This window comes from Geomonas oryzisoli (genome assembly GCF_018986915.1).
Classification (GTDB): domain Bacteria; phylum Desulfobacterota; class Desulfuromonadia; order Geobacterales; family Geobacteraceae; genus Geomonas; species Geomonas oryzisoli.
In genome coordinates, this window is the sequence record NZ_CP076723.1 from 2,302,123 (window position 1) to 2,328,381 (window position 26,259).

General features: G+C 62.7%; 22 protein-coding genes. 8 read left to right on the forward strand and 14 right to left on the reverse strand.

Features of this window, described 5'->3' with window-relative positions:
* Positions 1–47 precede the first annotated feature (47 nt).
* On the forward strand, positions 48–1,604 hold the full coding sequence (locus KP004_RS10105; RefSeq protein WP_216802185.1) for a Ppx/GppA phosphatase family protein: 1,557 nt from the start codon (positions 48–50) through the stop codon (positions 1,602–1,604).
* Between the two features lie 249 nt (positions 1,605–1,853).
* On the opposite strand, the gene KP004_RS10110 is transcribed toward KP004_RS10105, so the two are convergent.
* The 9 genes from KP004_RS10110 to KP004_RS10150 form a co-directional block, all read right to left on the reverse strand.
* Positions 1,854–2,036, reverse strand: coding sequence for a hypothetical protein (locus KP004_RS10110; RefSeq protein WP_216802186.1), 183 nt, complete (start codon positions 2,034–2,036; stop codon positions 1,854–1,856).
* A 279-nt stretch (positions 2,037–2,315) separates the two neighbouring features.
* Positions 2,316–2,519 (reverse strand): 2-hydroxymuconate tautomerase family protein, encoded by a 204-nt coding sequence (locus tag KP004_RS10115; protein ID WP_015720309.1) that lies wholly within the window; start codon positions 2,517–2,519, stop codon positions 2,316–2,318.
* A 164-nt stretch (positions 2,520–2,683) separates the two neighbouring features.
* Positions 2,684–4,825: a PKD domain-containing protein gene (locus KP004_RS10120; RefSeq protein ID WP_216802188.1), complete on the reverse strand. Its 2,142-nt coding sequence runs from the start codon at positions 4,823–4,825 to the stop codon at positions 2,684–2,686.
* A 364-nt stretch (positions 4,826–5,189) separates the two neighbouring features.
* On the reverse strand, positions 5,190–5,687 hold the full coding sequence (locus KP004_RS10125) for a chemotaxis protein CheW (RefSeq protein ID WP_216498852.1): 498 nt from the start codon (positions 5,685–5,687) through the stop codon (positions 5,190–5,192).
* A 163-nt stretch (positions 5,688–5,850) separates the two neighbouring features.
* A complete protein-coding gene (locus KP004_RS10130; RefSeq protein WP_216802189.1) occupies positions 5,851–8,355 on the reverse strand; it encodes a glycogen/starch/alpha-glucan phosphorylase in 2,505 nt (834 codons plus the stop codon).
* 320 nt (positions 8,356–8,675) lie between these two features.
* Positions 8,676–10,655: a monovalent cation:proton antiporter family protein gene (locus KP004_RS10135; protein ID WP_216802190.1), complete on the reverse strand. Its 1,980-nt coding sequence runs from the start codon at positions 10,653–10,655 to the stop codon at positions 8,676–8,678.
* 11 nt (positions 10,656–10,666) lie between these two features.
* Positions 10,667–13,354: a cation-translocating P-type ATPase gene (locus KP004_RS10140; protein WP_216802191.1), complete on the reverse strand. Its 2,688-nt coding sequence runs from the start codon at positions 13,352–13,354 to the stop codon at positions 10,667–10,669.
* A 25-nt stretch (positions 13,355–13,379) separates the two neighbouring features.
* Positions 13,380–13,850: a DUF3124 domain-containing protein gene (locus KP004_RS10145; RefSeq protein WP_216802192.1), complete on the reverse strand. Its 471-nt coding sequence runs from the start codon at positions 13,848–13,850 to the stop codon at positions 13,380–13,382.
* 75 nt (positions 13,851–13,925) lie between these two features.
* Positions 13,926–14,270: a hypothetical protein gene (locus tag KP004_RS10150; RefSeq protein ID WP_216802193.1), complete on the reverse strand. Its 345-nt coding sequence runs from the start codon at positions 14,268–14,270 to the stop codon at positions 13,926–13,928.
* Between the two features lie 391 nt (positions 14,271–14,661).
* Here KP004_RS10150 and KP004_RS10155 point away from each other — a divergent pair, with 391 nt between their 5' ends.
* From KP004_RS10155 to KP004_RS10165, 3 genes are all read left to right on the forward strand, one after another.
* On the forward strand, positions 14,662–16,041 hold the full coding sequence (locus tag KP004_RS10155) for a sigma-54-dependent transcriptional regulator (RefSeq protein ID WP_216802194.1): 1,380 nt from the start codon (positions 14,662–14,664) through the stop codon (positions 16,039–16,041).
* A complete protein-coding gene (locus tag KP004_RS10160; RefSeq protein WP_216802195.1) occupies positions 16,041–18,047 on the forward strand; it encodes a cache domain-containing protein in 2,007 nt (668 codons plus the stop codon). Before KP004_RS10155 ends, KP004_RS10160 begins: the two co-directional genes overlap by 1 nt.
* 68 nt (positions 18,048–18,115) lie before the next feature.
* Complete coding sequence (locus tag KP004_RS10165; RefSeq protein WP_216802196.1) at positions 18,116–18,517, forward strand: bacteriohemerythrin; 402 nt, start codon at positions 18,116–18,118, stop codon at positions 18,515–18,517.
* A gap of 118 nt (positions 18,518–18,635) precedes the next feature.
* On the opposite strand, the gene KP004_RS10170 is transcribed toward KP004_RS10165, so the two are convergent.
* Positions 18,636–19,505: a hypothetical protein gene (locus KP004_RS10170; RefSeq protein WP_216802197.1), complete on the reverse strand. Its 870-nt coding sequence runs from the start codon at positions 19,503–19,505 to the stop codon at positions 18,636–18,638.
* Between the two features lie 539 nt (positions 19,506–20,044).
* Complete coding sequence (locus KP004_RS10175; protein WP_216802198.1) at positions 20,045–20,401, reverse strand: response regulator transcription factor; 357 nt, start codon at positions 20,399–20,401, stop codon at positions 20,045–20,047.
* Between the two features lie 535 nt (positions 20,402–20,936).
* Between KP004_RS10175 and KP004_RS10180 the strand changes: the two genes are divergently transcribed.
* Together KP004_RS10180 and KP004_RS10185 are read left to right on the forward strand one after the other, a co-directional pair.
* Entirely contained in the window at positions 20,937–21,377 is a 441-nt protein-coding gene (locus KP004_RS10180) for a DoxX family protein (RefSeq protein WP_239027042.1), read from the forward strand.
* A 29-nt stretch (positions 21,378–21,406) separates the two neighbouring features.
* The gene (locus tag KP004_RS10185; RefSeq protein WP_216802200.1) at positions 21,407–21,586 is read left to right on the forward strand and encodes a putative signal transducing protein; all 180 of its coding nucleotides are present in this window, start codon (positions 21,407–21,409) and stop codon (positions 21,584–21,586) included.
* Positions 21,587–21,625: 39 nt separating this feature from the next.
* On the opposite strand, the gene KP004_RS10190 is transcribed toward KP004_RS10185, so the two are convergent.
* Entirely contained in the window at positions 21,626–22,069 is a 444-nt protein-coding gene (locus tag KP004_RS10190) for a pyridoxamine 5'-phosphate oxidase family protein (protein WP_239027021.1), read from the reverse strand.
* Positions 22,070–22,337: 268 nt separating this feature from the next.
* Between KP004_RS10190 and KP004_RS10195 the strand changes: the two genes are divergently transcribed.
* Positions 22,338–23,375 (forward strand): rhomboid family intramembrane serine protease, encoded by a 1,038-nt coding sequence (locus tag KP004_RS10195; protein WP_239027022.1) that lies wholly within the window; start codon positions 22,338–22,340, stop codon positions 23,373–23,375.
* 3 nt (positions 23,376–23,378) lie between these two features.
* On the opposite strand, the gene KP004_RS10200 is transcribed toward KP004_RS10195, so the two are convergent.
* Both KP004_RS10200 and KP004_RS10205 read right to left on the reverse strand, forming a co-directional pair.
* Positions 23,379–23,801 (reverse strand): hypothetical protein, encoded by a 423-nt coding sequence (locus KP004_RS10200; protein ID WP_216802201.1) that lies wholly within the window; start codon positions 23,799–23,801, stop codon positions 23,379–23,381.
* Between the two features lie 170 nt (positions 23,802–23,971).
* The gene (locus tag KP004_RS10205) at positions 23,972–24,412 is read right to left on the reverse strand and encodes a PaaI family thioesterase (protein WP_216802202.1); all 441 of its coding nucleotides are present in this window, start codon (positions 24,410–24,412) and stop codon (positions 23,972–23,974) included.
* A gap of 223 nt (positions 24,413–24,635) precedes the next feature.
* On the opposite strand from KP004_RS10205, the gene KP004_RS10210 reads away from it, so the two are divergent.
* Positions 24,636–26,255 carry a methyl-accepting chemotaxis protein gene (locus KP004_RS10210; protein WP_216802203.1) on the forward strand — a complete coding sequence of 540 codons (1,620 nt, stop codon included), beginning with the start codon at positions 24,636–24,638 and terminating at the stop codon, positions 26,253–26,255.
* Positions 26,256–26,259: the final 4 nt, after the last annotated feature.

Genomic DNA, 26,259 nt, shown 5'->3' on the forward strand with positions numbered 1-26,259 from the left:
CGTCTTGATACAATCACCGGCATCCCAACACGTTCAAGGAGTAGCCGTTGAAACAGAACCGGCTGGCCGCCATCGATATCGGCACCAACTCGATCCGCAGCATCATCGTCGAGACCTCGGGGAGCGGCAAGTATAAGATCCTCGACGACGAAAAGGTGCTGGTGCGCCTGGGTGAAGGGCTGCACCAGACCGGAGCCATCTCGCCCGCCGCGTGGGAGCGCGCCGTCGAGGCGCTGTCCCGCCAGAAGAAGATCATCGACGGTTACCAGGTCGCCTCCATCGAGGCCGTCGCCACCAGCGCGATGCGCAAGGCCGCCAACGGGCGTGAGCTGATCGCGGCCATCAGGGAGCGGACCGGGCTCGACATAGAGGTGATCAGCGGCGAGGAGGAAGCAGAACTGGCCGCCCTCTCGGCGCAGCACAACTTCGAGCTGGACGGGGTGCGTCACCTGATCTTCGACATCGGAGGCGGCAGCCTCGAGCTCATCTCCGCCTTGGGGGCGCACACCGAGGAGATGCTGTCGCTGGAACTGGGCGCGGTCTTTCTCACCGAGAGCTTTCTGAAAAACGATCCCGTGCTGCAGACGGAACACCAGAAGCTGCGCAAGCATGTCCGCAAGACGCTGAAGGCCGCCTACACCGGGGAGCGCGCCGGCATGCAGTGCCTGGTAGGTTCCGGAGGAACCGTCACCTCCATCGCCGCCATGGTGGCCGCCGCCAGGCGCGAGAAATTCGATTCGCTGCACGGCTACGAACTGCTCCGCTCCGAGCTGGTGCACCTGGTGGCCATGCTGGTGCGAAAGAGCGACAAGGAGCGCCGGGCCATTCCCGGCCTGAACCCGGAGCGCTCCGACATCATCGTCGCCGGGGTGACCGCGGTCGACGAGCTGATGGACTTCTTCCAGGTGAACCACCTGAAGGTGAACGAGCGCGGTATCCGGGAGGGGCTCATCCTGCGCGGCCTGCGCCGACGCAACCTGCTCCCGGAAAAGAAGAAGCGCTCCTGGCGCGACAGCGCCCTCGAATTCGCCCGGTCCTGCCATTCCGACGAGGCCCACGCCCAGCAGGTCGCCGGGCTCTCCCGGCAGATCTTCCAGGCGCTGGCCAAGCGCTACGGCTGGGGCGACAAGGAACTGAGGCTCCTGGAAGCCGCCGCCATCATGCACGACGTCGGCTACTTCATCAGTTATTCGAGCCACCACAAACACTCCTACCACCTGATCCGCCACGCCGACCTGTTCGGCTTCACCCCGCGCGAGCGCGAGCTTATGGCCAACATCGCCCGCTATCACCGAAAGTCCATGCCCAAGAAAAAGCACGACGAATACACCCGCCTCCCGGCGGCGGATCAGCTCCTGGTCGCCCGGCTGGGCGGCATCCTCAGGCTGTGCGACGGTCTGGACCGGCGCCGCAACGCCGTGGTGCGGCAGCTCGACTGCAGTCTCGACAAGGATACCCTGCGGCTTGCCCTGAACGGAGAAGAGGACATGTCGGTAGAGTTGTACGGCGCGAAGGCCAAGAGCGACCTGCTCCAGGAGGCGTGCGCCCTGAAACTCATCTTCGAGTCCCATGTCGCTCCCGGGCAAGGTTCCATCCCCCTGTAGGGGCGAATGATCATTCGCCCGCCTTTCGCCGCGTCCGACTCCCGACTCCCGACTCCCGACTCCCGACTCCCGACTCCCGACTCCCGACTCCCGGCTCCCGGCTCCCGGCTCCCGGCACCGGCGGCACAGGTTGCCGCGCCCGGCAGGGCCGATATAGAGGCAAACAAAAAGGCCGGGGGAAGCTCCCCGGCCTTCATGCGTCCTGCCTGCGCTGTTTTCCACCTGCCGCCGAACCTCACCTGCGGCGATCTACAGGAGGAAAAAGGAGATGATGATTATCAAGAGCCCGCCGGTTATCCTGATCGGCACCGTTGCCAGGAGGTGGCGCGCACGCTTATACCAAACCGGCAGCACATCCAGAATCAGATGACAGATGACTAAAAGCAGGACGATGTAGATGATGCATTCGTGGCCGTAGCTTAAGTATCCCATACTGGCCACCTCCTCCATCGGCGGAAATTCTGTGCCTTTCGGCACATCAACCAAAGGAACCGCCACCGATTTACCCAGACTTTAGCATAGACAGTGCCATCGACCGCTTACGCGGGTGACTACCGAGGCACCCTGAACAGGCCGGAAACAAAGGCGCGAGGCCTCAGCCGGCAAAGAGCCCCGGACTCGACCAGGGCCGACACGTCTAGCTGTAAAGCTTATCGACACTTTTCGGGGAAACTTGTGTCGATTTCCTTTACAGCTTTACACATTCCGGGTTCACTTTCCCGCTTTCCTGCGTGCGGTGATCGACTCTCCGCCGATGCCCCAGTTGTCCGTATCCACCTCCTCGATGACCACCACGGTGGTGGCGGGATTCTTGCCGAGCGTGTCCACCAGCAGCTGGGTTACCCCCTTGATCAGCGTGGCCTTCTGCTCCGCCGTGGCTCCGTCCCTGGTGATCTTGATGTTGACGAATGGCATCTGGTTCCCCTCCTGAAAATTCACAAAGTTTCCGCTCCAGTCGCGGCGAGGCGGCCACTTTACCATCTGGGGCCGGCTTTGCACAGGAAGAATAAAAAAAATCGGCGGCGGGAGGGAGCCCCGCCGCCGCAATCGCAGCTGCACAAGATCAACAGATCGGAGAATTACGGCTGTACAGAGTTGTAATTCTGGCCGTCATCCACGATGGAATCGCCGGGGCTCTTGCTGTGGGGCACGCCGACCTGCACCGTCCCGTTGCAGACGCCACCCTGCCCGTCATCCGCGCTGAAGTTGATCCGGTAGACACGGCCGTTGCCGGTCCCGGAACGTTCGGCGCGCAGCAGGGCCTTGCCCCCCTGGACGATCGCGTCGGGACTGGTATCCCCGTCCCCGAGACCGTCGATGGGTTCGTCCTGGGTAATGCCGGTGATGGTGAGGGTGACTTTGTCGTTGTCCGGATCGGTCACGCCGGTTACGGCGACCGGAACCAGCTTGTGGTTGGGCGGCCAGAGCGCGCCCGGCATGACCTGGGCGTGGTCGCAGGAGGGAGGATCGTTGACATTGAGAACCTGCACCACCACATCGTCCGCCAGTTCGCTGGACGCAAGGCCATCGTTCACCATCAGCCTGAAGGTGAGGGTCTCGCCGCCCAAGCCGACCAGGGGCGCGGTGAAGGTGGGGGTCGGGCTGCCGGCATCGGACAGGACAACGGCGGGCCCGCCGACCTGGGTCCAGGTATAGACCAAGGCATCGAGATCGGGGTCGCTGCTCGCCGTCCCATCGAGGGTGACGATGCTCCCCTCGTTGCGGGTCTGATCCGCTCCGGCGTTGGCCAGCGGCGCGTGGTTGACGTTCTCGACCACGACATCGACCGTGTCGGTGGCGTTGTCGATCCCGTCGCTTACGGTGAGCAGGAAGGTGAGCCTGGCGCCCTCCACCCCTACAGCGGGAGCGATGAAGGTCGGAGCCGCCAGGTCAAAGTTAGGCAGCGGCACCGAAGGACCCGCAACCTGCACCCAGTTGTAGGTGAGCGTTTCACCGTCGAGATCCCAGCTGTCGGAACCATCCAGCGCCACCTGGGACTTTTCGGCGACGGTCTGGTCGTCACCAGCCAGTGCCTGCGGCGGATGGTTCACGTTTTTGACCGCGATGTTCACGGTATCGGGAGCGCTCGGGAAGTGGGTATCGTTCACGACCAGCTGGAACGAAAGGGTGCTGCCGCCGGCGGAGACCAGCGGGGCGACGAAGGTGGGATGAACCGGATCAGCCGTGTTCAACGTCACCCGAGGACCGGCGATCTGGGACCAGGTGTAGGACAAGGGGTCACCGCTGATGGAGCTGCTTGCCGATCCGTCGAGAACCACGACGGTACCTTCATTGAGGGTGTTGTCGGCACCGGCATTGGCAATGGGGGGGGCTCCCTTGGCGATACTGAAGAAGGTGCCGTTCGCGCCGGCAGCCGCGTACAGGCCACCTCTCCCCCCGATGACGGAGACGGTTCCGGAGTTCTGCAGGGATCCGTAGAAGATCTTGATCCGGCCGCCGCCGCCACCGCCGCCTCCGTCGTCCTGGCCGCACATGCCGGGGGTGCCGCACCCGTAGGCCCCGCCTCCCCCGCCGTTGGCTTTAAGGCTGCCGGTGTTGACGATGGTGCCGCCGTAGAGGAGGATGCCTCCCCCTGCGCCGCCGCCGGTGGAATCGTTGTAGTAAATCTTGCCGTCATCGCCGTTGGCGCTGATGATCCCTGCGTTGCTGATGGATTCCGCCTCGATCCAGAGAGCGCCGCCACCGTTGCCGCCGAAGCCGCCGTTGTTGTAGGCGTAATCCACGTATCCCGCCGCTCCAGCAGAGGATCCCATTTCGATACTGAGTGTGTCCGCGCTCCCGTACGGCGTGCCGCCGAGGCCATCTACCCTCCATCCCCCGTCGGTGACGCCGTTGCCACCTTTGCCGCCGTAGGCGCCGCCACCGCCGCCATCGATGCTCCCGATGCCGCCTGCTCCTGGGCCTTCGCCGCTGCTGTTGAACGCCCCCCGGTAGCCGCGCCCGTCGGCCACGATTGCAGATGTGGCGTCCACGACGACGGAGCTTGCCTTGAGCTTGAGATAGCCGCCCGTGGAGCCGTTGTACGGCTCAACGTACAACCTCCCGCCATTGATAATGCTGACTTTGTCAAAACTCTGCTGTCCTGACAGTGTCTGTACCCCGCCATTGACCACCAGATCGGCAGCCATGGCTGGAGAGACGCAGGAGATCGACAGAAGAAGCGATACTGCTGGAAAAGCCGTCAACCTGTTTCGAGACATCTTGAACCCTCCTTGAAATGGTTTCTCATGCCCCTAAAGAGAGCGCGTCGCCGATCGCCGCAACAGTGGGAAAACTCTTGCAGTTACGACCTCATGCTGTCCCGTAGGCGCCAAAGTGCCAGCGACTATATTAATTTAAATTTAATTTGTCAATTTGAATTTAAGAAAACTAATATTCTAAATATCCCGAGCAACTAAAGCCAGAGCTGACGAGGAGGGTGGCCAAAGGGAGCGTGCAGCGGCAGGAGGACCGCACACGGCGTCGAGAGGGAAGCACGCGGGAACAACGGGGGGGATGGGAGGGATGCAAAAAAGGGAGGAAGACCGCGTCCCCTCCCCTTTCCATACCGCAGTGAACGGACGGCTAACCGAAACTGGAGAAGGCGTCCTGCTCCGCGCTGGTGAACATGCGGTCGAGCTGGAGCATGAGCAGCAGCTGCTCGCCGTGCTTGATGACGCCGCAGATGAAATCCTGGTCCACACCGCCGGCGGCGATGCTGGGCGGGGGCTGGATCTCGCCGCTGGAAATCCTGATCACCTCGGAGACGCCGTCGACGATGAAGCCCATGAGCTTGCCGTCGATGTCCATGACCATGATCCGCGTGTGCTGGTCGTCATCGGTGCTGCACATGCCGAACCTGTTCCGGAGCGAGATGATCGGTATCACCTTGCCGCGCAGGTTGATGATCCCCTCCACGCTGGGGGGGGTGTTCGGAATATGGGTGATCGGGGTCATCCTGATGATCTCGCGCACCTTCAACACCTCGACGGCGTATTCTTCGGCGCCCAGGTTGAAGCTCACCAGCTGGATCAGTTCGCTGCTCGACTCACCTTTTTTGATCGGCAAATTGGCGGTAGACATTTATTCCTCCGGGGTTGCATGAATGTGTCAACGATTCTGAAGCGGTTGGGACCCCGCGTGAGGGGAGCTCTCCCCGCGACGCCGGATCGACCGTCTTCCGATACTTGTGTGACGTATCGGCACCCCCTGGTGAATCTTGAGGAGAAGTTGACATCCGCGAACCTTATACCTTGTTGATGGGACTGACCGGGCGCAGGTGCCAGATCCCTTCGTTGTACTCGGAGATGGTCCGGTCCGTGGAAAACTTGCCGCTCTTGGCGCTGTTGACGATGCTCATCCTGGTCCAGGCCTCCCGGTCCAGGTAAGCCGCGGCGGCCTTTTGCTGCGCCTTCACGAAGCTGCGGAAATCGGCGGCGACCATCCAGGGATCGTGCGGGCTCATGATCGCCTTGACGATCGGCTCGAAGATCCCCTTCTCGAACATGTTGAAGTGCCCGCTGGTAAGCAGCTGCATGACCCGCTCCAGCTCCGGGTCGGCAGCCACGATGCCGGCGGGATTGTAGCTGCGACGCTCCCGTTCCACCTCGTCGGCGGTGAGGCCGAAGACGAAGAAGTTCTCGTCACCCACCTCCTCCCGGATCTCGATGTTGGCGCCGTCCAGGGTGCCGATGGTGATGGCGCCGTTCATCATGAACTTCATGTTGCCGGTACCGGAGGCCTCCTTGCCCGCGGTGGAGATCTGTTCGGAAAGGTCGGTGCCGGGGCAGATCACCTCCATGGCGGTGACGCGGTAGTTGGGGAGGAAGGCCACCTTGAGCCGGTCCCCTACCACCGGGTCGTCGTTCACCACCCGCGCCACGTTGCTGATGAGCTTGATGATCAGCTTGGCCATGTAGTAGCCGGGGGCGGCCTTGCCGCCGATCAGCACGCAGCGGTCGGTCCACCCCTCGGTGTCGCCGCGCTTGATCCGGTCGTAGAGATGGATCACGTGCAACACGTTAAGGAGTTGGCGCTTGTACTCATGGATCCTTTTCACCTGGACGTCGAAAAGGCTGTCGGGGTTAAAGGCGACGCCGCACTGTTCCTGCACCAGGGCCGCCAGCCGCTCCTTGTTGGCTCTTTTCACCGCGTGCCACTCCCTGCGGAACTCCGGGTCGTCGGCGAAGGGTACCGCCTCGGAGATGCGCGCGAGGTCGGCCACGAAGCCGTCACCGATCCTGGATGCGAGCAGCCTGGTGAGCCCGGGGTTGCAGCGCGCCAGCCAGCGGCGCGGCGTGACGCCGTTGGTCTTGTTGTTGAACTTCTCCGGCCACAGCTCGTAGAAGTCACGGAACAGCCCCTGCACCAGGAGCTGTGAGTGCAGGGCGGCCACGCCGTTCACCGAGAAGCTCCCCACGATGGCGAGGTAGGCCATCCGCACCTGCTGGACCTCCCCCTCCTCGATGATGGACATGTTGCGCAGGCGCTCGCCGTCGCCGGGCCAGCGGCTGGCCACCTCGGCCAGGAAGCGGGCGTTGATCTCCAGTATGATCTCCAAAAGGCGTGGCAAAAGCTGCCTGAACAGCGGCACGGACCATTTTTCCAGGGCCTCCGGGAGGAGGGTGTGGTTGGTGTAGGCCATGGTGTGGGTGGTGATGTGCCACGCCTCGTCCCAGGAGAGTCCCTGCTCGTCCATAAGCAGGCGCATCAGTTCGGGGACGGCGCAGCTCGGGTGGGTGTCGTTCAACTGGAAGCAGTTGCGTTCGGCGAAGTGGTCGAAGACCTTTCCCTGGCGCGAGATCCACCGTTCGAGGACGTCCTGCAGGCTCGCCGAGGCCAGGAAGTACTGCTGCCTGAGGCGGAGCGCCTTGCCGTTCTCGCTGGCGTCGTTGGGGTAGAGCACCATGGTGATGTTTTCGGCCTCGTTTTTCATGGCGACGGACTCGGTGTAGCTCCCGGCGTTGAACTCCTCGAGGTCGAACACGTCCGTGGCGGCGGCCTTCCAGAGCCTCAGCGTGTTGACTGTGCCGTTTCGGTACCCTGGAATGGGGAGATCGTAGGGAACGGCCAGGACATCGTGGGTGTCCAGCCAGCAGAAGCTCACGGTGCCGTCGTCGTTGCGCCTGGTTTCGCAGCGACCGCCGAAGCGGACCCGCTGGGTGTACTCGGGACGCTCCATCTCCCAAGGGTTGCCGTCGCGCAGCCAGTGGTCCGGTTCCTCGACCTGCCGCCCGTCCTCGATACGCTGGCGGAACATGCCGTATTCGTAGCGGATGCCATACCCCATGACCGGAAGCTGCAGGGTGGCGCAGCTATCCAGGAAGCAGGCGGCGAGACGCCCGAGGCCGCCGTTGCCAAGACCCGCGTCGATCTCCTGCTCGGCAAGGTCCTCCAGCTGCAGGCCAAGCTGCTGCATCGCCTCAGCCGCCGGCTCGTCGAGCCCCAGGTTGAGCACGGCGTTGCCCAGGGCACGCCCCATGAGGAACTCAAGGGAGAGGTAGTAGCCGGTCTTGGTGTTGGCGTCGATGTAGGCGTAGCGGGTGTTGTTCCAGCGCTCGATCAGGCGCTCACGGACGGTGTAGGCGATGGCCTGGTAATGGTAGCGTATGTTGCGGCAGAACCGGTCCCGTCCCAGGTGGTGGAAGTAGTGGTGTATGAAATCCTTGACCAGGCCGTCGGCGTCCAAGGGGAGCGCCTCCGGCTCGCAGGCGTCTTTGGGGCAAAGGATATTCTTTTCCTTGTCGTGCATAAGCGAGAACTCCTTTTGCGTTTGAGTGAAGTCGCCCGACGGCGACCGGTAACCGGTACATTCTACACGTTTCGGCACAAAGGGGAGACAGCTGAAAGCGAAAGAGACAACTACAAAAATCCTAACGCCGTCCCCCAGTATCCCCGCGTCAGTATGGCGGGAGCGCTCCCCCTCCCTTGACGGGAGGGGGTTGGGGGGTGGGTGAAGCCGCCCCCCGCAACGTTGTGGGCCTTTCCACCCTCTCCCTGGGGAGAAAGTGGACGGGCGAATGATTATTCGCCCCTACAGGACCGTACCGGGGGCTCGGGGGGGCGCGGGACTCAGACCGGTTCGAAGAGCTTGGCCGCGGCGCGCATCTGCTCGGGGGTGGCCAGAAGGAGTGCGGTGTCCCCCTCCTGGAAGGTCCAGACCGGATCGGGATTGGCGGTGATCTCGTCCCCCCGCTTGATGGCAACCACGGTGGCTCCCGAACGGGAGCGCAACATCCCTCCCCTCAGGCTCTCACCCTCTATGGGCGCTTTCCTGCGCACCCGGAAGCTGCCGATCTCGGCGCCGGAAAGAAACCCTGCGATGCCTACGGCATGGCTGTGGCGCTTGCTCACGCTGCGCAGCATCTCGTAGCCGTCACGCCTCACGTCGGCGATGCAGTTTTCGATCACGTCCTGGGGGATCAGGAACCTCTTCAGCACGCGGAACAGGATCTCCACCGAGGTCTCGAACTCCTCCGGGATCACCTCGTTCACGCCCAACCGGAACAGGGGCTCCATCTCCAGGAGGTAGCGGGTGCGCACGATCACGTGGATCGAGGGATGCATCTTCCTGGCCTGCGCCGCGATGCGGCGGCTGGCGGCGGCATCCGAGATGGCCACCACCACGATGCGCGCGTCCCGTATCCCGGCGTGTTCGAGGATCTCCGGCTTGGAGGCGTCACCGAAGATGATCTCCTCCCCTTCCCTTCTCAGGCTGCGCACGGTGAAAGGGTTGGTCTCCACGATGACGCGCGGGATCTCCAGGTTCTTCAGGATGCGGGCCAGGTTCTTGCCGTTCACACCGTAGCCGACGATGATGACGTGGTCCTGGTAGCCGACCTTTTCGCCGTTTTGCGCGAGACTTTTCCGGCCGCGGGTCCAGGAGTGCGGCAGCGTCGCGGTCATGAAGTCCGCCACCGGTCCCGCAAGCTTCATGCACAGGGGCGTGAGCGCCATGGTGGCGATGGAGGCGGCAAGGAAGAGCTGGTAGGTCTCCGGTGTGAGCAGCCCGTATTTCAGGCCGCTGCGGGAGAGGACGAAGGAAAACTCGCCGATCTGGGCCAGGGAAAGCCCGGCTATGAGGGCGATGCGCATGGGGAGGCCGAGGGCGAGGCCGACCGCGGAGGTGAGCAGCGCCTTGACCACGACGATGGACAGCACCAGGCCCAGCAGAAGCAGCGGAAACTTGAACAGGATGGCAGGTTTCAGCAGCATCCCGACCGAGATGAAAAAGAGGCTCATGAAGGCCTCGCGAAAGGGCATGATGTCGCTGAGCGCCTGGTGGCTGTATTCCGATTCCGAGATGGCGAGTCCCGCGATGAACGCCCCCAGGGCCAGCGAGAGCCCGACCTGCGCGGTGAGCCAGGCGGTCCCCATGCCGATGAAGATGATGGAGAGGACGAAGAGCTCGCGACTCCTGGTCTTCACCACCTGCTCGAAGAGCCACGGGACCACGAAGCGGGCGCCGTAGTGGGCGCCGATGATGACGGCGCCCGCCTTGGCGGAGACGATGGCGATCTCGGCGAGCCCCTTGCCGCCCCCGGCGAGGAAGGGAGTGAAAAGCATCAGGGGCACGATGCAGAGGTCCTGGAAGATGAGAATCCCGAGCGCGGCCTTTCCCTGGGGGGTGTCCATCTCCCCCGCATCCATCATCAGTTTCATCAGGATCGCGGTCGAGGAAAGCGCCACCAGAAAGCCGAAGAAGACGGCCTGTGTCAGCGGGAAGCCTCCGACGGCACCCAGCCCGGCAACGGCGGCGATGGTGAGAACGAGCTGCAGGCCGCCACCTATGAGCACCATGTGGCGGATGCGCATCAGCTCCTTCAGGGAAAACTCGATGCCGATGGTGAACAAGAGGAGCACGACGCCGTACTCGGCCATCTGCTCCACCTGGTGGCTGTCCCTGATGAAGCCGAGGGCGTAGGGGCCGGCCAAAAGGCCGGTGATCAGGAAGCCGATGATGGAGGGGAAATTGAACCTGCGCAGCACCACCACGGTAAAGAGGGCCAGACCGAAGAGAACCACGATGTCGCGTAGAGCGTGAAAATCCATGAAACCTCACCTTATATGAATGCGCCCCCCCGGCGCCGCGAGAACGACTTGGTCAGCTCCAGCACGGGTACCACCGATCCCGAAGCAAGGATGATGACCGCCCAGTCCGCGGCTGTCAAGGAGAAGGTGCCGAAGGGTCGGTGCAGCACCGGCAGGTAGACCACGACCAGCATAAGGCAGATCTCCCACGCCACCGCGAGGTTCAGCCACCTGTTGGCGAAGGGCCGCCTGAAGACGGAGTCGCGGTCGGAGCGGAAGTTGTAGGCCTTGAAGAACTGGATCAGCACCAGCGATACGAAGGTCATGGTCATCGCCTCGGCGTCGGAGCACCCCGAGGCGCGGGCCCAGGCGAAGAGCGCCAGGTTGACCAGCGAGGACCACGCCCCGCCGGCCAGGATCAGCGTGACCACGGCGCGGTTGAAGATGCCGCGCGTGGCGTCCCGCGGGGGGCGGCGCATGAGATCCGGTTCGGCCGGATCGACCGCGAGTGCCAGGGCCGGTAGCCCGTCCGTCGCCAGGTTCACGTACAGGATCTGCACCGCGCTCAAGGGCAGCGGCAGCCCGACCAGCATCGCCCCGGCCATGAGGCCGATCTCGCCGATGTTCGAGGAGAGGAGGTACATCAGGTACTTCTTGATGTTGTCGAAGATGCCGCGCCCCTCTTCCACGGCAGCCACGATCGAGGCGAAATTGTCGTCGGTGAGGGTCATGGCGGCGGCCTCCTTGCTGACCGCGGTGCCGGTGATCCCCATGGCGATGCCGATGTCCGCCTTCTTGAGCGCGGGGGCGTCGTTGACGCCGTCGCCGGTCATCGCCACCACCTCTCCTTTTTTTTGCAGGGCGGCCACCACCCGGAGCTTGTGAGCCGGGGAAACCCGCGCGTAGACCCGGATCGCTGCGACCTCCCGCTCAAGGTCCGCGTCGTCCATCGACTCAAGCTCGCTGCCGGTGACCACGCGTCCCTCGTCCAGAAGCCCGAGCTCGCGCGCCACCGCGGTGGCGGTGGCCGGGTGGTCTCCGGTGATCATGACCGGCCGGATCCCGGCCTCCCGGCAGGTGGCGATGGCCGCGCGGGCCTCGGGACGCGGCGGGTCGATCATCCCGACCAGGCCGAGAAAGGTCATGCCGCTCTCGGCCTCGGCGCGGCTGGTCCCCTGTTTGCGGGCTACCGCAAGCACGCGCAGCGCGCCGGCCGCCATCGCGCGGGCGGCCTCCGCGATGCGTGCCGCCGCGGGCTGGTCCAGCGGACCTTCCCCATCCTCGCCCAGTTGCGCCGTGCAGGCCGAGAGGATCACCTCCGGCGCCCCCTTGGCGCAGGCGACCAGGCCGACCTCTTCCCTGTGCAGCGTCGTCATGCACTTGCGCTCGGAACTGAAGGGGATCTCGTCCAGGCGGGGATAGCGGGCGGCGAGCTCGTCCCGGGAAAGCCCCGCCTTGGCGGCGGCAACCACGAGGGCCGCCTCGGTTGGATCCCCCTGCGCCGCCCAGCGCCCGGTGGCCTGGTCCTGGAAGATTTTGGCGTCGCTGGCAAGGAGCGCGGTCCGGAGCAGTTCGACGAGTTCGGCGGAAGGCGCCCCCCCCCTCCCCTGTACGGAAAACTCCCCCACCGGCTCGTACCCGGCGCCGGAGACCTCGTACCAGGAGCCGGCGCAGAAGCAGCTGCGCACGGTCATCTCGTCCCTGGTGAGGGTCCCGGTCTTGTCGGAACAGATCACCGTGGTGCTCCCCAGCGTCTCCACGGCGGCCAGGCGCCGCATCAGTGCGTGGCGCTTGACCATGCGCTGCACGCCCAGGGCGAGGGAGATGGTGACCACGGCGGGAAGGGCCTCGGGGACCGCAGCGACCCCGAGGGCAATGCCGAAGAGCAGCATGCCGATGAACGGTTCGCCGCGCAGCAGCCCGGCGGAGACGATGACGGCTACCGCGACCAGGGCGGCGCGGGCCAGGAGGCTCCCCACCCGGTCCAGATTTTCCTGCAGCGGGGTCCTCCCCCCCTCGATGGTGGAGATCATCCGGGCGATGCCGCCGAACTCGGTTTGCATGCCGGTGGCGACCACCACCCCCGCCCCGCGCCCGTAACTCACCACGGTCCCCGCGTAGGCCATGTTGCCGCGCTCGGAAAGCGGCACGTCGGGGGCGGTCAGCGGCGCTGCGTGCTTGTCGACCGGAAGGGATTCACCGGTCAGCGCAGACTCCTCGAGCTGCAGCCCGTAGGCCTCGGTGAGCCTCACGTCGCCGGCGACCCGGTCGCCTGCACGCAAAAGGAGCAGATCCCCAGGCACCAGTTCGCGCGCCGGCACCGTGACCTCCGTCCCGCCCCTCAAGACCGCCGCGTCCGGCGCAGCCATGCCGCGCAACGTCTCCAGGGCGCGTTCCGCCCGGTATTCCTGCACGAAACCGAGCAGCGCTGCGAAAAGGACGATGACCGCGATGGCCACCGCCTCCACGGCATGTCCCAGGAAGGCGGAAAGAAGGGCCGCTATAAGGAGGATGACGATGAGGACGTTCTTGAACTGTCGCAGCAGTACCGGCCAGGGCGATAGCGGCTGCGCGGCGTCCAGTTCGTTGGCACCGTAACGGGAAAGCCTGACGGCCGCCTGGGCGGCATCGAGTCCTGCCGGTGAGGTTGCCAGCCGCTCATATAGCTGGGCCGGTTCGAGGGTGTGCCAGGGGGGCTGGTCCTGCGGCTCCGCGGTCACGGCTGTCCCTTTAGGGTCGGGCACCTCACCTGACGCCCGGGCGGATCGGCTGGCCGGGGCTGACGAAAGAGATTCCCTGCCCGGAGGTGGCGCCGATCATGACGCACTCGATGATGGGGGTGTTGATGGTACGGTCGGCCTGCCACTTCACGATGAAATTGGCACCAAAGCCTCCCGTCACGTCCTTCTCCTCGATGTGGACATAGGTACTGGCCAGCGGCGCCAGCGAGAGCGGCATGTCCCGGTAACGACGGAGCAGTTTGCCGCTGGTGTCATAGTAGTCGATGGAGGCGATACGGAGCCAGGAATCCATGTCGGTGTTCCTGATGCTGAGGGTGGCGGCCAGTTGGAAGGGAAGACTGCGCGGGCCGCTGAATACGTTGGAATAGACCGGTACGTAGACCGTCTGCCCCTTGGAGAGGCGGACGTCGGAGGCGGACCAGCCGGTGGCGGGTAAGGCCAGGAGAGCGAACAGCAGACAGGTGACGAGACGCATGGGGAAACCCTCCGTATTTTTTAGCGCGGCGGCCGGAGAGATGTCCAGGCCGCTGAAGCGGCATGCAGGCGTCGGCTAGCGGTTCAGAAACGGCACCAGGCCGCGCAGCAGATCCATGGTGAAGTTCACCCCCGCCAGGGCGCCCAGCGCCCCAACCGCTCCCAGGATGAGGGTGGCTAGGGTGTTTCTGAGCTTCCAGGCGCAGGGAATGAGGGTGAACGACATGAGCAGGTAAAGAACCAGTGTCAGCACAAAGGCTGAGACGCGCAGGTTGGCTGCCACGCTGAAGATATCGATGGCAGTGAGTACCACGGCGACCGCACTGCAGCGCAACAGCATCGCCCTGGCGTCCGTCCTTATTGCAGAGCGGAACGCGATGATCCACACTACTGCCTTTGATAGGATAGCAAAAAAAATCATGGAGGCTCCCTGTCGCTGATGTTTTTTCCGGGTGTGAGTCATTATCGGCCGTCAGAGAATAACATAATTATCCCGGCATATGGTTATTCAAAGCACAAGGTGGTATCATCAGTAGCTTTGAGGCTCAACAAGCAGTTTAAACAGTAACGGCCTCGCGTCGAACTGCAGGCGCAACGACTGATCCAGCGTGTGGCTGCTTGCCACACCGGTCTCGCAGCAGGGCGAACGGGCCCGGGAGCCGAATAAACGGGCTGTTTTCCCTTGACAACAAAGCCCCCGGCGAAAGATATTGAACCGGTGTTTACAGACACCGTTTCCCGGTTTCACATGGGAATACGAGGAAACCTGCAGCAACGCGCAGGCACCCCGCAGAGGCAACAGGTGACAGAACATGTATAACGGCAAGGTGATCATTTGCGACGACGAGGTCGAGATCCTCAGGTACCTGAGCAAGATTCTATCGGCCAAGGGGCTGGAGCTGGAGGTGTTCAGCTCCGGCACCTCCCTGATGAGCTGCCTGGAAAACCGTGGACTTGACGACGGCGACCTCATGCTGCTCGACGTCAAGATGCCCGACCTGGACGGTCTGGAGATACTGCAGCGCGTAAAGAAGATGAAGCTGGACGTCCCGGTGGTCATGATGACCGCCTACGCCTCCATCAACTCCGCCATCGAAGCCATGAAGCTTGGGGCATACGACTACGTCACCAAGCCCTTCCCCAAGGAGAAGATCTTCGGGATCCTGGAAAAGGTCCTGGAGCGCAAGGAACTGCTCAAGGAAAACATCGCGCTCAAGGACGAGCTCGGCATCCCGTCCACCGCCACCCCGCTCATCTTCACCTCGGACGCCTTCCGGCGGGTGCACGACATGGCCATGCTGGTGGCCCAAAGCGAGTCCAACGTGGTGATCCTCGGGGAATCCGGCACCGGCAAGGAGCTGGTCGCCAGCCTGATCCACAACAACAGCCCCAGGGCCAAGGAGCGCTTTCTCACCATCAACTGCGCCGCCCTCTCCGATACCCTCCTGGAAAGCCAGCTCTTCGGCCACGTCAAGGGTGCCTTCACCGGCGCCATCACCGCGCAGAAGGGGCTTTTGGAGGCGGCCAACCACGGCACGCTGTTCCTGGACGAGGTGGGCGACATGAGCCCCGCCATTCAGGCGAAACTCCTGCGCGTGCTGCAGGAGGGTGATTTCATCCCGGTGGGCGACACCAAGGCCAAGAGCGTCGATATCCGCTTCCTGGCGGCGACCAACAAGGACCTCGAGGAGGAGGTGCGCGAAAAGCGCTTCCGCGAGGACCTCTTCTTCCGCCTGAACGTGATCTCGCTGCACCTTCCCCCCCTGCGGGACCGGGGCGAAGACGTCGAGCTGCTGGCGCGGCACTTCCTGGCCAAGTACGCGGCGCGCATGAAGCGCGACATCACCGACTTCACCCGCGAGGCGATGCAGCTTTTGAAATCGTACAACTGGCCCGGCAACATCCGTGAGCTGGAGAACGCCATCGAACGGGCCGCCATCCTCACCCGCGGCAACACCATCACCGCCGAAACCCTGCCGGTCTGGCGCACCCCGCCGCAGCTCCCGGAAACGAAGCAGGAAGGGGGCAAACGCCTGGTTTCGCTGGAAACCGTGGAGCGCGAGCACATCCTGCACGTCCTCAAGGCCTCCGGCAACAACAAAAGCCGCGCCGCCAAGATCCTCGAGATCGCCCGGCGCACCCTGGACCGCAAGATCGAGGAATACGGCCTGGAAGACGAGGGAGTGCGCTGATGCTCAGGCGTTTCCCGATCCGGGCCAAGCTCACCGTAGGCTCCGTCGCCCCCCTCTTCGTCGCCTTCTTCATCTGCTCCCTGGCCGGCCTCTACATCATCAACGACAAGATCGCGAGCCAAGCGCAGGAAAAGGTGCGCACCGACCTCAACTCGGCCCGCGAGGTGTACCGCAACGAGCTGGAGCACATCCGCGAGTTGATGGATCTCACCGCCACCAACCCCTACAACGCCAACTCCATCGTGGCCGGCGAGAAGAACATCCAGTCCCTTTTGCGCAGCCGCATGGAGAACAAGCACCTCGACATCCTCACGGCGGTGGACGCTTCCGGACGGGTGCTCTTCCGCGCCCACAGCCCGCAGCTCAAAGGGGACCGGCAGTCCTCCTACTTCGTGGAACAGGCGCTCAAGGGAATCGCGGTCAGCGGGACCACCGTGCTCACCCCGGACGAGCTTGGCAAGGAAGGGATCGCCCTCACCAACCGCGCCACCATCCCCCTCATCTCCACGCCGCATGCCCGTCCGCGCGCCGACAAGACGGAGCGCTCCGGGATGGTGATGGTATCCGCCTTCCCGCTCAAGAACAACGCCGGCACCGTGATCGGCGCCCTCTACGGCGGCATCCTCCTCAACAACAACAACGTCCTGGTCGACAAGATCAAGGAGATCGTGTACGAGGGGGTGCAGTTCAAAGGGACCGACGTCGGGAGCGCCACCATCTTCCTGGGCGACACCCGCATCGCGACCAACGTGCGCACCACCGACGGCGCCAGGGCCATCGGCACGCGCGTTTCCGAGCAGGTCTACAAGCAGGTGATCCAGGAGAAGAAGAAGTGGATCGGCCGCGCCTTCGTGGTCAACGACTGGTACTTCACCGCCTACGAGCCGATCATCGACCTGCAGGGAAAGGCGATCGGCTCGCTCTACGTGGGGATGCTGGAAAAGCCTTACACGCACATGCAAAAAAGCGTCAACTCGATCCTGTACCTGGTGCTCTTCATCACCTCGCTGATCGGCATCGCGGTTTCCGGTTTCATTGGGACCCTTTTGGCGCGCCCGATCAAGGAACTGGAGAAGCTGGCGCACCGGGTGGCTCGCGGCGAGCGCGACCTGCAGATAGAGGTGCAGTCCACGGACGAGGTTGGCGATCTGGCCGAGGCCTTCAACCTGATGACCCGGGCCCTGGGGCGCCAGGAGGCGGAGATCGGCCTGTTGCACCGCGCACTGGAGCTGAAGATCGAGGAGCGCACCGCGCAACTCTCCGACAAGACCAAGCTCCTGGCCCAGACCCAGGCCGACCTGGCGCGCGCCGAGAAGCTGGCCGACCTCGGCATCGTGGCCGCCGGCGTGGCCCACGAGATCAACACCCCGCTGGCCATCATCCGCGGCAACACCGAGGTGCTGGAGATGTGCCTCCCCAACGACCACCCCAACCACGAGGAAGTGGAGATCATCAGCCAGCAGACCGAGCGCATGGCGAAGATCGTGGGAAACCTTTTGACCTTCGCGCGCCAAAAGTCGCTGAACCAGAGGCAGTTCATGGTGCACGAGGTGCTCGACGACATCGTGGCCCAGATCAGGCACCAGGTCCCCATGGACGCGGTCTCGGTGAAATGGGAGTACGACCTGAACCTCGGGCCGGTCACCGGGGACACCGACCAGTTGCGGCAGGTGTTCAGCAACATCATCCTGAACGCGGTGCAGGCCATGCTCCCGGACGGCGGGACGCTCAGGCTCACCACCCGCCGGCACGGCCCCGGCAACGGCTGCATCGTGGAGATCCGCGACACCGGCAAGGGAATATCGGCCGAGCACCTGGAGAAGATCTTCACCCCCTTCTTCACCACCAAGGACACCGGCACCGGCCTCGGCCTCTCGGTCTCCTACGGCATCGTGAAGGACCACGGCGGGGATATCAGGGTGTCGAGCACCCCGGGAATGGGAACCTGCTTCGAGATTGAACTGCCCGGGGTGGATCCTCTCGCCCCTGCGGAAAGCGAGCACTGACGCTCCCACGGCACAAGGGCCCCAGCGCCCGCCATAAACGACACACCCAAACGAAAAAGGAGCGAGACATGAACATCGAGTGGACCAGCGACCTGGCCATCGGCGTAACCGAGATCGACGAGCAGCACAAGGAAATCTTCAGGAGGTTCGACCGCCTGCTGACCGCCTGTAACGAGGGGAAAGGCAACGAGGAAGTCCTCAAGCTGCTGCTCTTTCTCGAGGACTACGTGAAAGAGCATTTCGCCGCCGAGGAGCAACTGCAAAAGGGGAGCAACTATCCCGACTACCCGGCGCACAAGGCGCAGCACGTCGCTTTCATCACCGACGTGCACAAGCTGACCGACTCCTTCCGGAGCGAGGGGGCCACCCTCCCCCTGGTGATCCAGACCAACAGGACCCTCGCCAATTGGCTGATCCAGCACATCAAGAAAGTGGACACCGCTTTCGCCAAATACCTGCGCGAGAAGTAAGACGAGCAGCACTCTGCCGTTTGCTGCACCCACAAAAAAAGGTCCCCCTCGAGTAAGAGGAGGACCTTTTCGTTTTAGCGCCATATTGGCCGACGGGAGCAGCGCCTGAGACAGTGCGTCAGGACGGCTTCTTCGCCTCGGTCGCCCCTTCCGGCTTGCGGGTGCCGTCCTTGCCGTGCCTGAAGGACTTCCTGTGCCGGGAACGGCTGCGGGGGCGGTCGCCTCCGGCCGGTTTGGCCTGCTGCTGGACCGCTACCTTATCCTTTTCCTTCTGCGGCTGGTTTTTTTGCGGCTGATCCTTTGGCTGCTGCTCCGGGCGATTGGGAGACTTCAGTCGGGCGATCAGGTCGCGCGCCCATTCGGTATCACCGTCGCAGCATTCCTTGGCTACGTACTGCAGATCTTCGGGGGTGGTTTTGGTCGACTTGATCTTGAAGAGCCGCTCGATCAGTTCGCGAGACCAATAGTATTCCCTGATGTATTTCTTGCCTTCTATCTCGTCGTAGCTGTAATCGGTGCAGGGTACCACGCTCTTCAGCCATTGCGGCGTGACCTTGAGTCTGGCCGCAGCCGCCTCTTTTTCGTGATGATCGTGGTCCTGGCATTTGCGCACGATGTTGCTGCCGGATCCTTTTTCCTCAACCACGGGTGTCGCCTGGGCCTGCCGCGCCAGTCCCTCGAGGTAGCGAGCCAGGTCTTCCAGGGCCGCAACGCTCAGACGCGAGATGGTCGCGTCGGAGCGGTAGAGGACGCCGGGACGATCGACGCGGAAGTCAACGGTGGGCTCGGTCTCCCCTTCCTGGACGCCGACACTCACCTCCAGGTCGAAGGAGCCGTTGACCAGTTGTTCGGCGAGATCGCCTTCGACGGCATCGAGGATCAGGCCGGTCAGACACTCCTTTAGTGCCCCCTCTTCTACTCTGAAGTAGGCGTGGCCGTGGAGCTTGGTCAACTGGTCGGAAACTTTTTGCAGATGTTCTGTGGTCATGATGAAATACCCATCCCTACATTCAATGTATTTCTCGTGGCCGGAAGCAGATGCCGTGGCCGCCGCTTGGCAAAACACTACCCTAGCACAAGCAGGGGCAAATCGCATACATCAAATTGGTGGTCAAGTGGAAGCAGGTCGCGCATAGAGCGCTTCTGTCACCCGAATCGGTGCGGAAGATGTCGGCACGGCAGCCGTTGAAAAAAAAATGGGAGCCAAAACGGCTCCCATTAACGCAACGACTATGACTGACGGACAGGCAGCATACGCGGCATCTACCGTCACGATATCAAAAACTCCAGAGTCTCCATCACATATGACAAGAAAATGAAACATTTAAAAGAACATTGCATACACCAAATCACATCAAAGCATTACATTTCATTGCATAACAACCATTCAAAACCGATACAGAGCATTGCATCACAAGAGCATCTACAACATCACAGAACAAGAATTCAGCAGCATCACAAAACATCAGTAAAACCGCAACAGCAACATCATCGAAAAAAAGCTGCAATCACAATGAGAGGCGCAATTCAGGCAGCCAAGGCCTGGTACAGCTGTGCGGGCAAAAACGGTTTGCGCAAAAAGGTGCTTCCTTCGCTGCGCAGTTCCTTGGGGGGAGTCTCGAACTTCGAGTATCCCCCGCTGCAGAAGACGATGCGCGTGCTGTCGTCCATGTCGCGAATCTCCCGCGCCGCTTCCACGCCGGTCATCAGCGGCATGTCGATGTCCATGATGGTGATATCCGGGCGATGTTCGCGGTACTGCTCGACCGCCTCGATACCGTTGGCGGCCTCCCCGACGATGATATGCCCCTCCCTCTCCACCATGAAGCGCAGCATCTGCCTGATATCCTCGACATCATCAACAATCAGGACCCTTCTCTTCATTTCACACCCCAAATGCATTCAATCGTGCTGATAAAGTCCCGCCGGTATTACGCGGATACAGTTGCCTAAAACGTGCCCAAATTGTGCAAAGTTCGCACATTTGCGGGGGAGCTATCCGTTTATTAGAAAACCGCCGCCGGCGCGGGCCGGCAAACCACGGGAAATCCTTGTCGATTTGCCGGCTATTCCCGAGGAAAATTAATCCATCCTCGGCAGCGTGTAACGGCGCGCGGGCTCGACACAGCCCTGGCAGCGGCAAAGTGGCCGGTCTTTACGCCGAATGCGCCGCCGGTTTGCGCGAAATGACGTAGTCATGCCAGGCGAAATGCCCCACCGCGACCGCGCTGAACGATGCTCTTGCTTTTGCAAAGGATATGATTAGAATTTGCTAAGCCAAATTCAGACGGCCTGAATGTGCGTTGAACTGACCGTGTCGAGCAGCATAACTTCAAAAGGAGGAAGGATGATGGAAAGGATATTACTGACTAACGACAGCTGGACCGGGACGGTACTGAGAATGGGACTGGGACTCGTGATGTTGCTCCATGGCGCACAAAATCTGCTAGGATGGTTCTATGGACTGGGATTTGAACAGGCCATGGCAGTGATGACAACACAAATGGGAATGCCCAAGATAGTCGGAGTCCTCATCGTCATGACCCAGTTCTTTGGAGGTCTCGCACTCGTGCTGGGCGCATACGTACGTATCGCAGCCGTTGCCGTTATCGTGTTGATGCTCGCCTCATTCGGCGTACTGAACTACGGCAACGGTTTTCTGACCACCTGGAGCGGTAAGCAGCTGTCGCCGGGGGTGGAGTTTCAGCTTCTGGCGATCACCATGGCGGTTGCCATCACGATCTGGGGCGCAGGCCGCTGGTCCATCGACCGGGCCCTGGAAAGTCCGCGTAGCAGGATCAGCCGCGAACGTGCGGCACGAGAGGCTGAGCTGACCGTTCAGCCCCCCTCGCACCTCTAGGGTGCGCCGGCGCACAAGGAGGATGAATCATGGTGAAGTTCTACGATGCCAAAACCGAAGCCGAACTGGCCCGCGTCGAGGCGGTGCTGAAACAGGGTGGGGTCGAGTATTTCGTGACCGGCCTCTCCAGGGAACAGGTAACCGGTGAAATCGAGGTAGCGGAGGAAGATCTGCCCAGGGCGGAGGAACTGCTCCTCAAAGCGAAGTGAAGCATGGGAAGGAAACTGCGATAGGTTCGTCCGTTGGTCTTATCCGAGCGGGCGATCCGAGTGAGCATCGGCAGTAAAAGCCATCACGCCTTCTACCCTGATCTCGAGCCGCCACTGTACCTGAGGTAAACCGGCCGGCTCGAGATCAGGGACATATCCGTTCAACACCGCAGTGTCAGTCGTCTTCTCCACCTTACCCACGAACTGGTAACCGTTTCCGGCCTCGTCGGCAACGACCACCGAGACGTGCGGGTTGTCCTGCAGGTTCTTCATCGTGGTCGGGCAGAACCAGGACTCGAACACCAGCCGGTTCGGCTCGAACAGGGCGATCCCCCTCCCCGCCGCGAGGTGCGGGTGACCACCGGTATCGCAGGTAGCCACGAAGGCATGTCCTACCCGCTCGGCCAGTTCCCTTATCTTTTCCGTGATCATGTTGACGTACCTCCTCTTGCCGATGCGGATCAGCCGGCGATGCCAGCGCATCCTGATCGGCCACCGGCGCGAAGGATGACGGTGCCTGTTACCGGGAACGAGGGAGCCTCGAACAAGAGGCCGCACCCCTTGCGGAACCGCCGCTTTAGTCAGCCTGACTCTGGATCGCATCCTCATTTCTCCTCGGGATCAATCTTTCCGTCACCCCCCCTTGATTTAACCGTGCGTCAGCATTAGGTTCTTGTAGCACCGGGATAAAAATAGTCAAGGAAGGGGGCCGGGCCGCCGTTTGAGCCGGCCGGCTGCAGGTAGAGGCACGATGGAGCGACAAGAAGAGCAGACCTGCGGCGACATCTCGCCTTTGTTGATGACGGCGCAGCGAGGATCTGAGATACTGCCGGGCATGACCGAGGACCAGGAACATAGCGTAGAGCCGCAGGACGATTGGCGAATCGTCCCGGTCTGGCGGGTGGAGGAGCGGGGGCGCAAGCTGACACTGCGCCAGGCCCGCCTGTGGGCGCTGGTGCTTGAGTCACGTTACATAGAGTGCCGACTGGAGCCGGGTCCGAGAGGGTGGCAGGTATGGGTGGCACCGGAGAACTACGATGCGGCCTGCCGGGAGCTGAACCTCTACGTCGAGGAGAACCGCAACTGGCCGCCGTTCCTACCGCCGGTGCACCCGATGAAGGAGAACACCCTCCCTACCCTTTCCATCCTGGTGCTGCTGGCCACCTTCCACAACCTGACCAACCTCGACCTGAAGATCCTGGGGCACTACCCGGTCGACTGGCTCGACATCGGCAACGCCCATGCCGGGCTCATCCTGAAGGGAGAGTGGTGGCGCCTGGTCACGGCGCTTACCCTGCACGCGGATGCGCTGCACCTGGTGAGCAACCTCGCCATCGGCGGCGTCTTCATCGTCTACCTCTGCCGCGACCTCGGCTCGGGGCTCGCCTGGACGCTGCTCCTCGCCTCCGGCGTCTGCGGCAACCTGGCCAACGCCTACGTCCAGCTTCCCAGCCACACCTCGGTGGGTGCCTCGACAGCCGTGTTCGGCGCGGTCGGCATCCTGGGCGCGCTCACCATGATGCGCTACCGGCACCACTTGCGCCGACGCTGGCCGCTACCCATCGCCGCTGCGCTGTCGCTGCTGGTGCTACTGGGAACGGAGGGGGAAAGGACCGACCTGGGCGCCCACCTCTTCGGTTTCATGTTCGGTTGTCTCTTCGGATTTGCGGCTGAACTGCTGGTGGGCTACGTGGGCAGGCCGGGGCGTCTGGCCAACGCCCTGCTCGCGCTGGCCAGCACCTCGGTGGTGATTTACGCCTGGTGGATGGCCATCAGCCAGTCCGGCTGACGCCTAGTCGTGGCCGCGACCATGGCCGCGGCCGCCGCCGTGGCCGTACCCCCCTCTTTCCTTCTTCCATTGACCGTAGGGGATGTGACGTTCCTTGCCGTACATCGCGCGGTACTCCTTCGGCACCCGGTACACGGCACGCGGCACCGAACTGCGGGACACCATGCGCCACGGTCCGTCATAGTCGCCCGCCCGATACCAGCGATCGCCGCGGGGCGACCACCAGTAGCCACCGTAGAAGAAGATGTCCACGTCAAAACCGGGCGCGAAATAAACCCTGGTCCCCGGTACCATGACCATGGCCGACGGCGCGCCGATCACCACCGGCGGGCCTATGTTGATGCTGAGGCTTACCTCTGCCGCAGCAGTGTGACCTGAAAGCCCGATCGACAGAAGCGCCACGAGGATCAGAAAACTTCTTTTCATAACTCCTCCTCAACCATTACAGGTTCCTCTCCAGCCCGCGCTTGTTGCATCTATCCCGGCAGTTAAACTCGTTACGCCCGGGAAGACACTCACATCGAACCGGATCACGACAATTATAACGCCGTCGGAAAGCTTCTGTCACTATCGGCCGAGGAAGGAGAGTCCCTCACTCACTGGGCCTGATCCTGTTTGACAAAGGGCAGCGGCTTTCCGGTCCGATATGCCAGAGCCTGACACACCGCGATCAGGACTCCATTCTGATCGTGCACCTTTATGTCATAGCTGGCCGTTTTCCTGGTGCTGTTAACCTCCCGGGCCTCCGCCCTGAGCCGCGCGCCCAACTCGGGGCTCGCCACGTAGTTCACCGAGACGTTGAGGGCGACGGTGACGCTGCCGACGGTCTGGCACACGGTCTCGAAGGCCTCGTCGATAAGGGAAAAGATTGCGCCGCCATGGGCTCGACCGAACATGTTGTTCATCACCTCCGCGTCGTAAGCCATCTCCACGGCGGAAAATCCCTCATCGAGCTGTACCAGCTCCATCTTCAATGCCTGCGCGAAAGGTTCGCATTCAACCTGCCGGAAAATCGCCTCTTTCAGCTTTTCATCCATATCGTGGCTCCTTTGGTCGGTTCAAGCCGTAGCTGCTGGCGCAAACTAGCACACGGTGCGTCGGCTGCAAAGACAAATGACGCCGGCTTTTGATACAGGTCCGGCGTCACCTGCAACGGATGCGTACCGCCCTTTGGGCGCCTTGACAGGCAAGGATCCCACCCTATACTGTGAATTTGTTTTAATTTTAGGGTCAAATGGGCGGCTCACAGGGAGGCAAGGTATGCGCAACAACTGGAACCTCAGGGCGAAACTCGTCGTCGGCTTTGGCATCAGTAGCGTGCTGTCGGTCCTTCTGGCAGGCGCAGCCTTTTACGGCATGAGCGTGGCGGCCGGCAGCGCACAGGGCCAGGCCGAACGCCGACTGGCAAGGATGCGAACCATGGCGGAGATAATCTCGGCAAACGCAGGTGCCGGCCAGCGACTCACCGAGGCACAGGCGACGGGGGGGATGACGGGACTCCGCTCCGAGTTGAGCGCCGCGGCTGCCTCGGAGAAATCGGTATCCGACCAGGTGGCCAAGCTGAAAGCCGAGTCGGCCAGCGACAAGGAGAAGGCCCTACTCCAAGCGCTTTCTGCGAAGGTCACCGCCGTCCAGGCAGGCCGCAGCAGGGTTTTACAGCTGATCAGCCTGGGAGACAAGGACCTCGCGCTCCAGGAACTGCGGGATCTCAAGGCGCGCCGGGGCGAAATCCAGGATACGCTGAGTCAACTGGTCGCCGCTAACGCGGACCAGGGCGCGGCGCAGGCCAAGGCTCCTGCAAGCGTGCGCGGCGCGAGGCTGGCCATCCTCGCCCTTTTGCTGGTCGCCATCGGCGGCACATTCCTCGGGGCGCTGTGGCTGGACAGATGCATTACCGCTCCCCTCCAGGTCGCCGTCGCCACCGCCGGGCGTATAGCCCAACGTGACCTTACGGCAAAGATCGAGGGGGACGATTCGGCGGCAACGGGTCGACTCATGGCAGCAATCGGCAGCATGCTGCAGCACCTGCGAGAGGTGGTCACCCGCACCAGTGACATCTCCAGCGGCATTTCCGCATCGGCGGGATTGCGGCATCGCAGTTCCGAACAGATGGCAAGCGGTGCGGAACAGGTCGCCTCCCAGGCCCAGACCGTCGCAACGGCAAGCGAGCAGATGTCAGCCACCTCCAACGAGATCGCGCTCAACTGCCACGAAGCCGCCAGAAACTCCAAGCAGGCCAGCAGCGCGGCCGAGACCGGTGCGCAGGTGGTGGCACAGACTGTCGAGGTGATGAACAGGATCGCCGATCGGGTCAACGCAACCTCGCGGACGGTGGAAAGCCTCGGTGAGCGTTCGGACCAGATCGGGGCCATCGTGGGTACCATCGAGGACATCGCCGATCAGACCAACCTGCTCGCGCTCAACGCCGCCATCGAGGCGGCCCGCGCCGGGGAACAGGGACGCGGATTCGCGGTGGTTGCCGACGAGGTGCGCGCCCTGGCGGAACGGACCACGAAGGCGACCAGAGAGATCGGGGAGATGATCAAGGCGATCCAGGGAGAAACGAAAGGGGCGGTGCTGGCGATGGAGGAAGGTGTACGCGAGGTGCAACAGGGGACCGAGGAAGCCGCCAAATCCGGAGCGGCTCTGCAGGAGATCCTGGACCAGATCAACGCGGTAAGCATGCAGGTAAACCAGATCGCCACCGCGGCTGAGGAACAGACGGCTACTATAAGCGAGATAACGGGAAACATCACCAGGATCTCGGAGGTGGTGCAGCTCACCGTCCAGGGGGCGCAGGAGTCCTCGATGGCCGCTACGGAACTGGCGACCCTGTCCGACGACCTGGGGACTCTGGTGACCCAGTTCAAGATGGCCTAGCGGC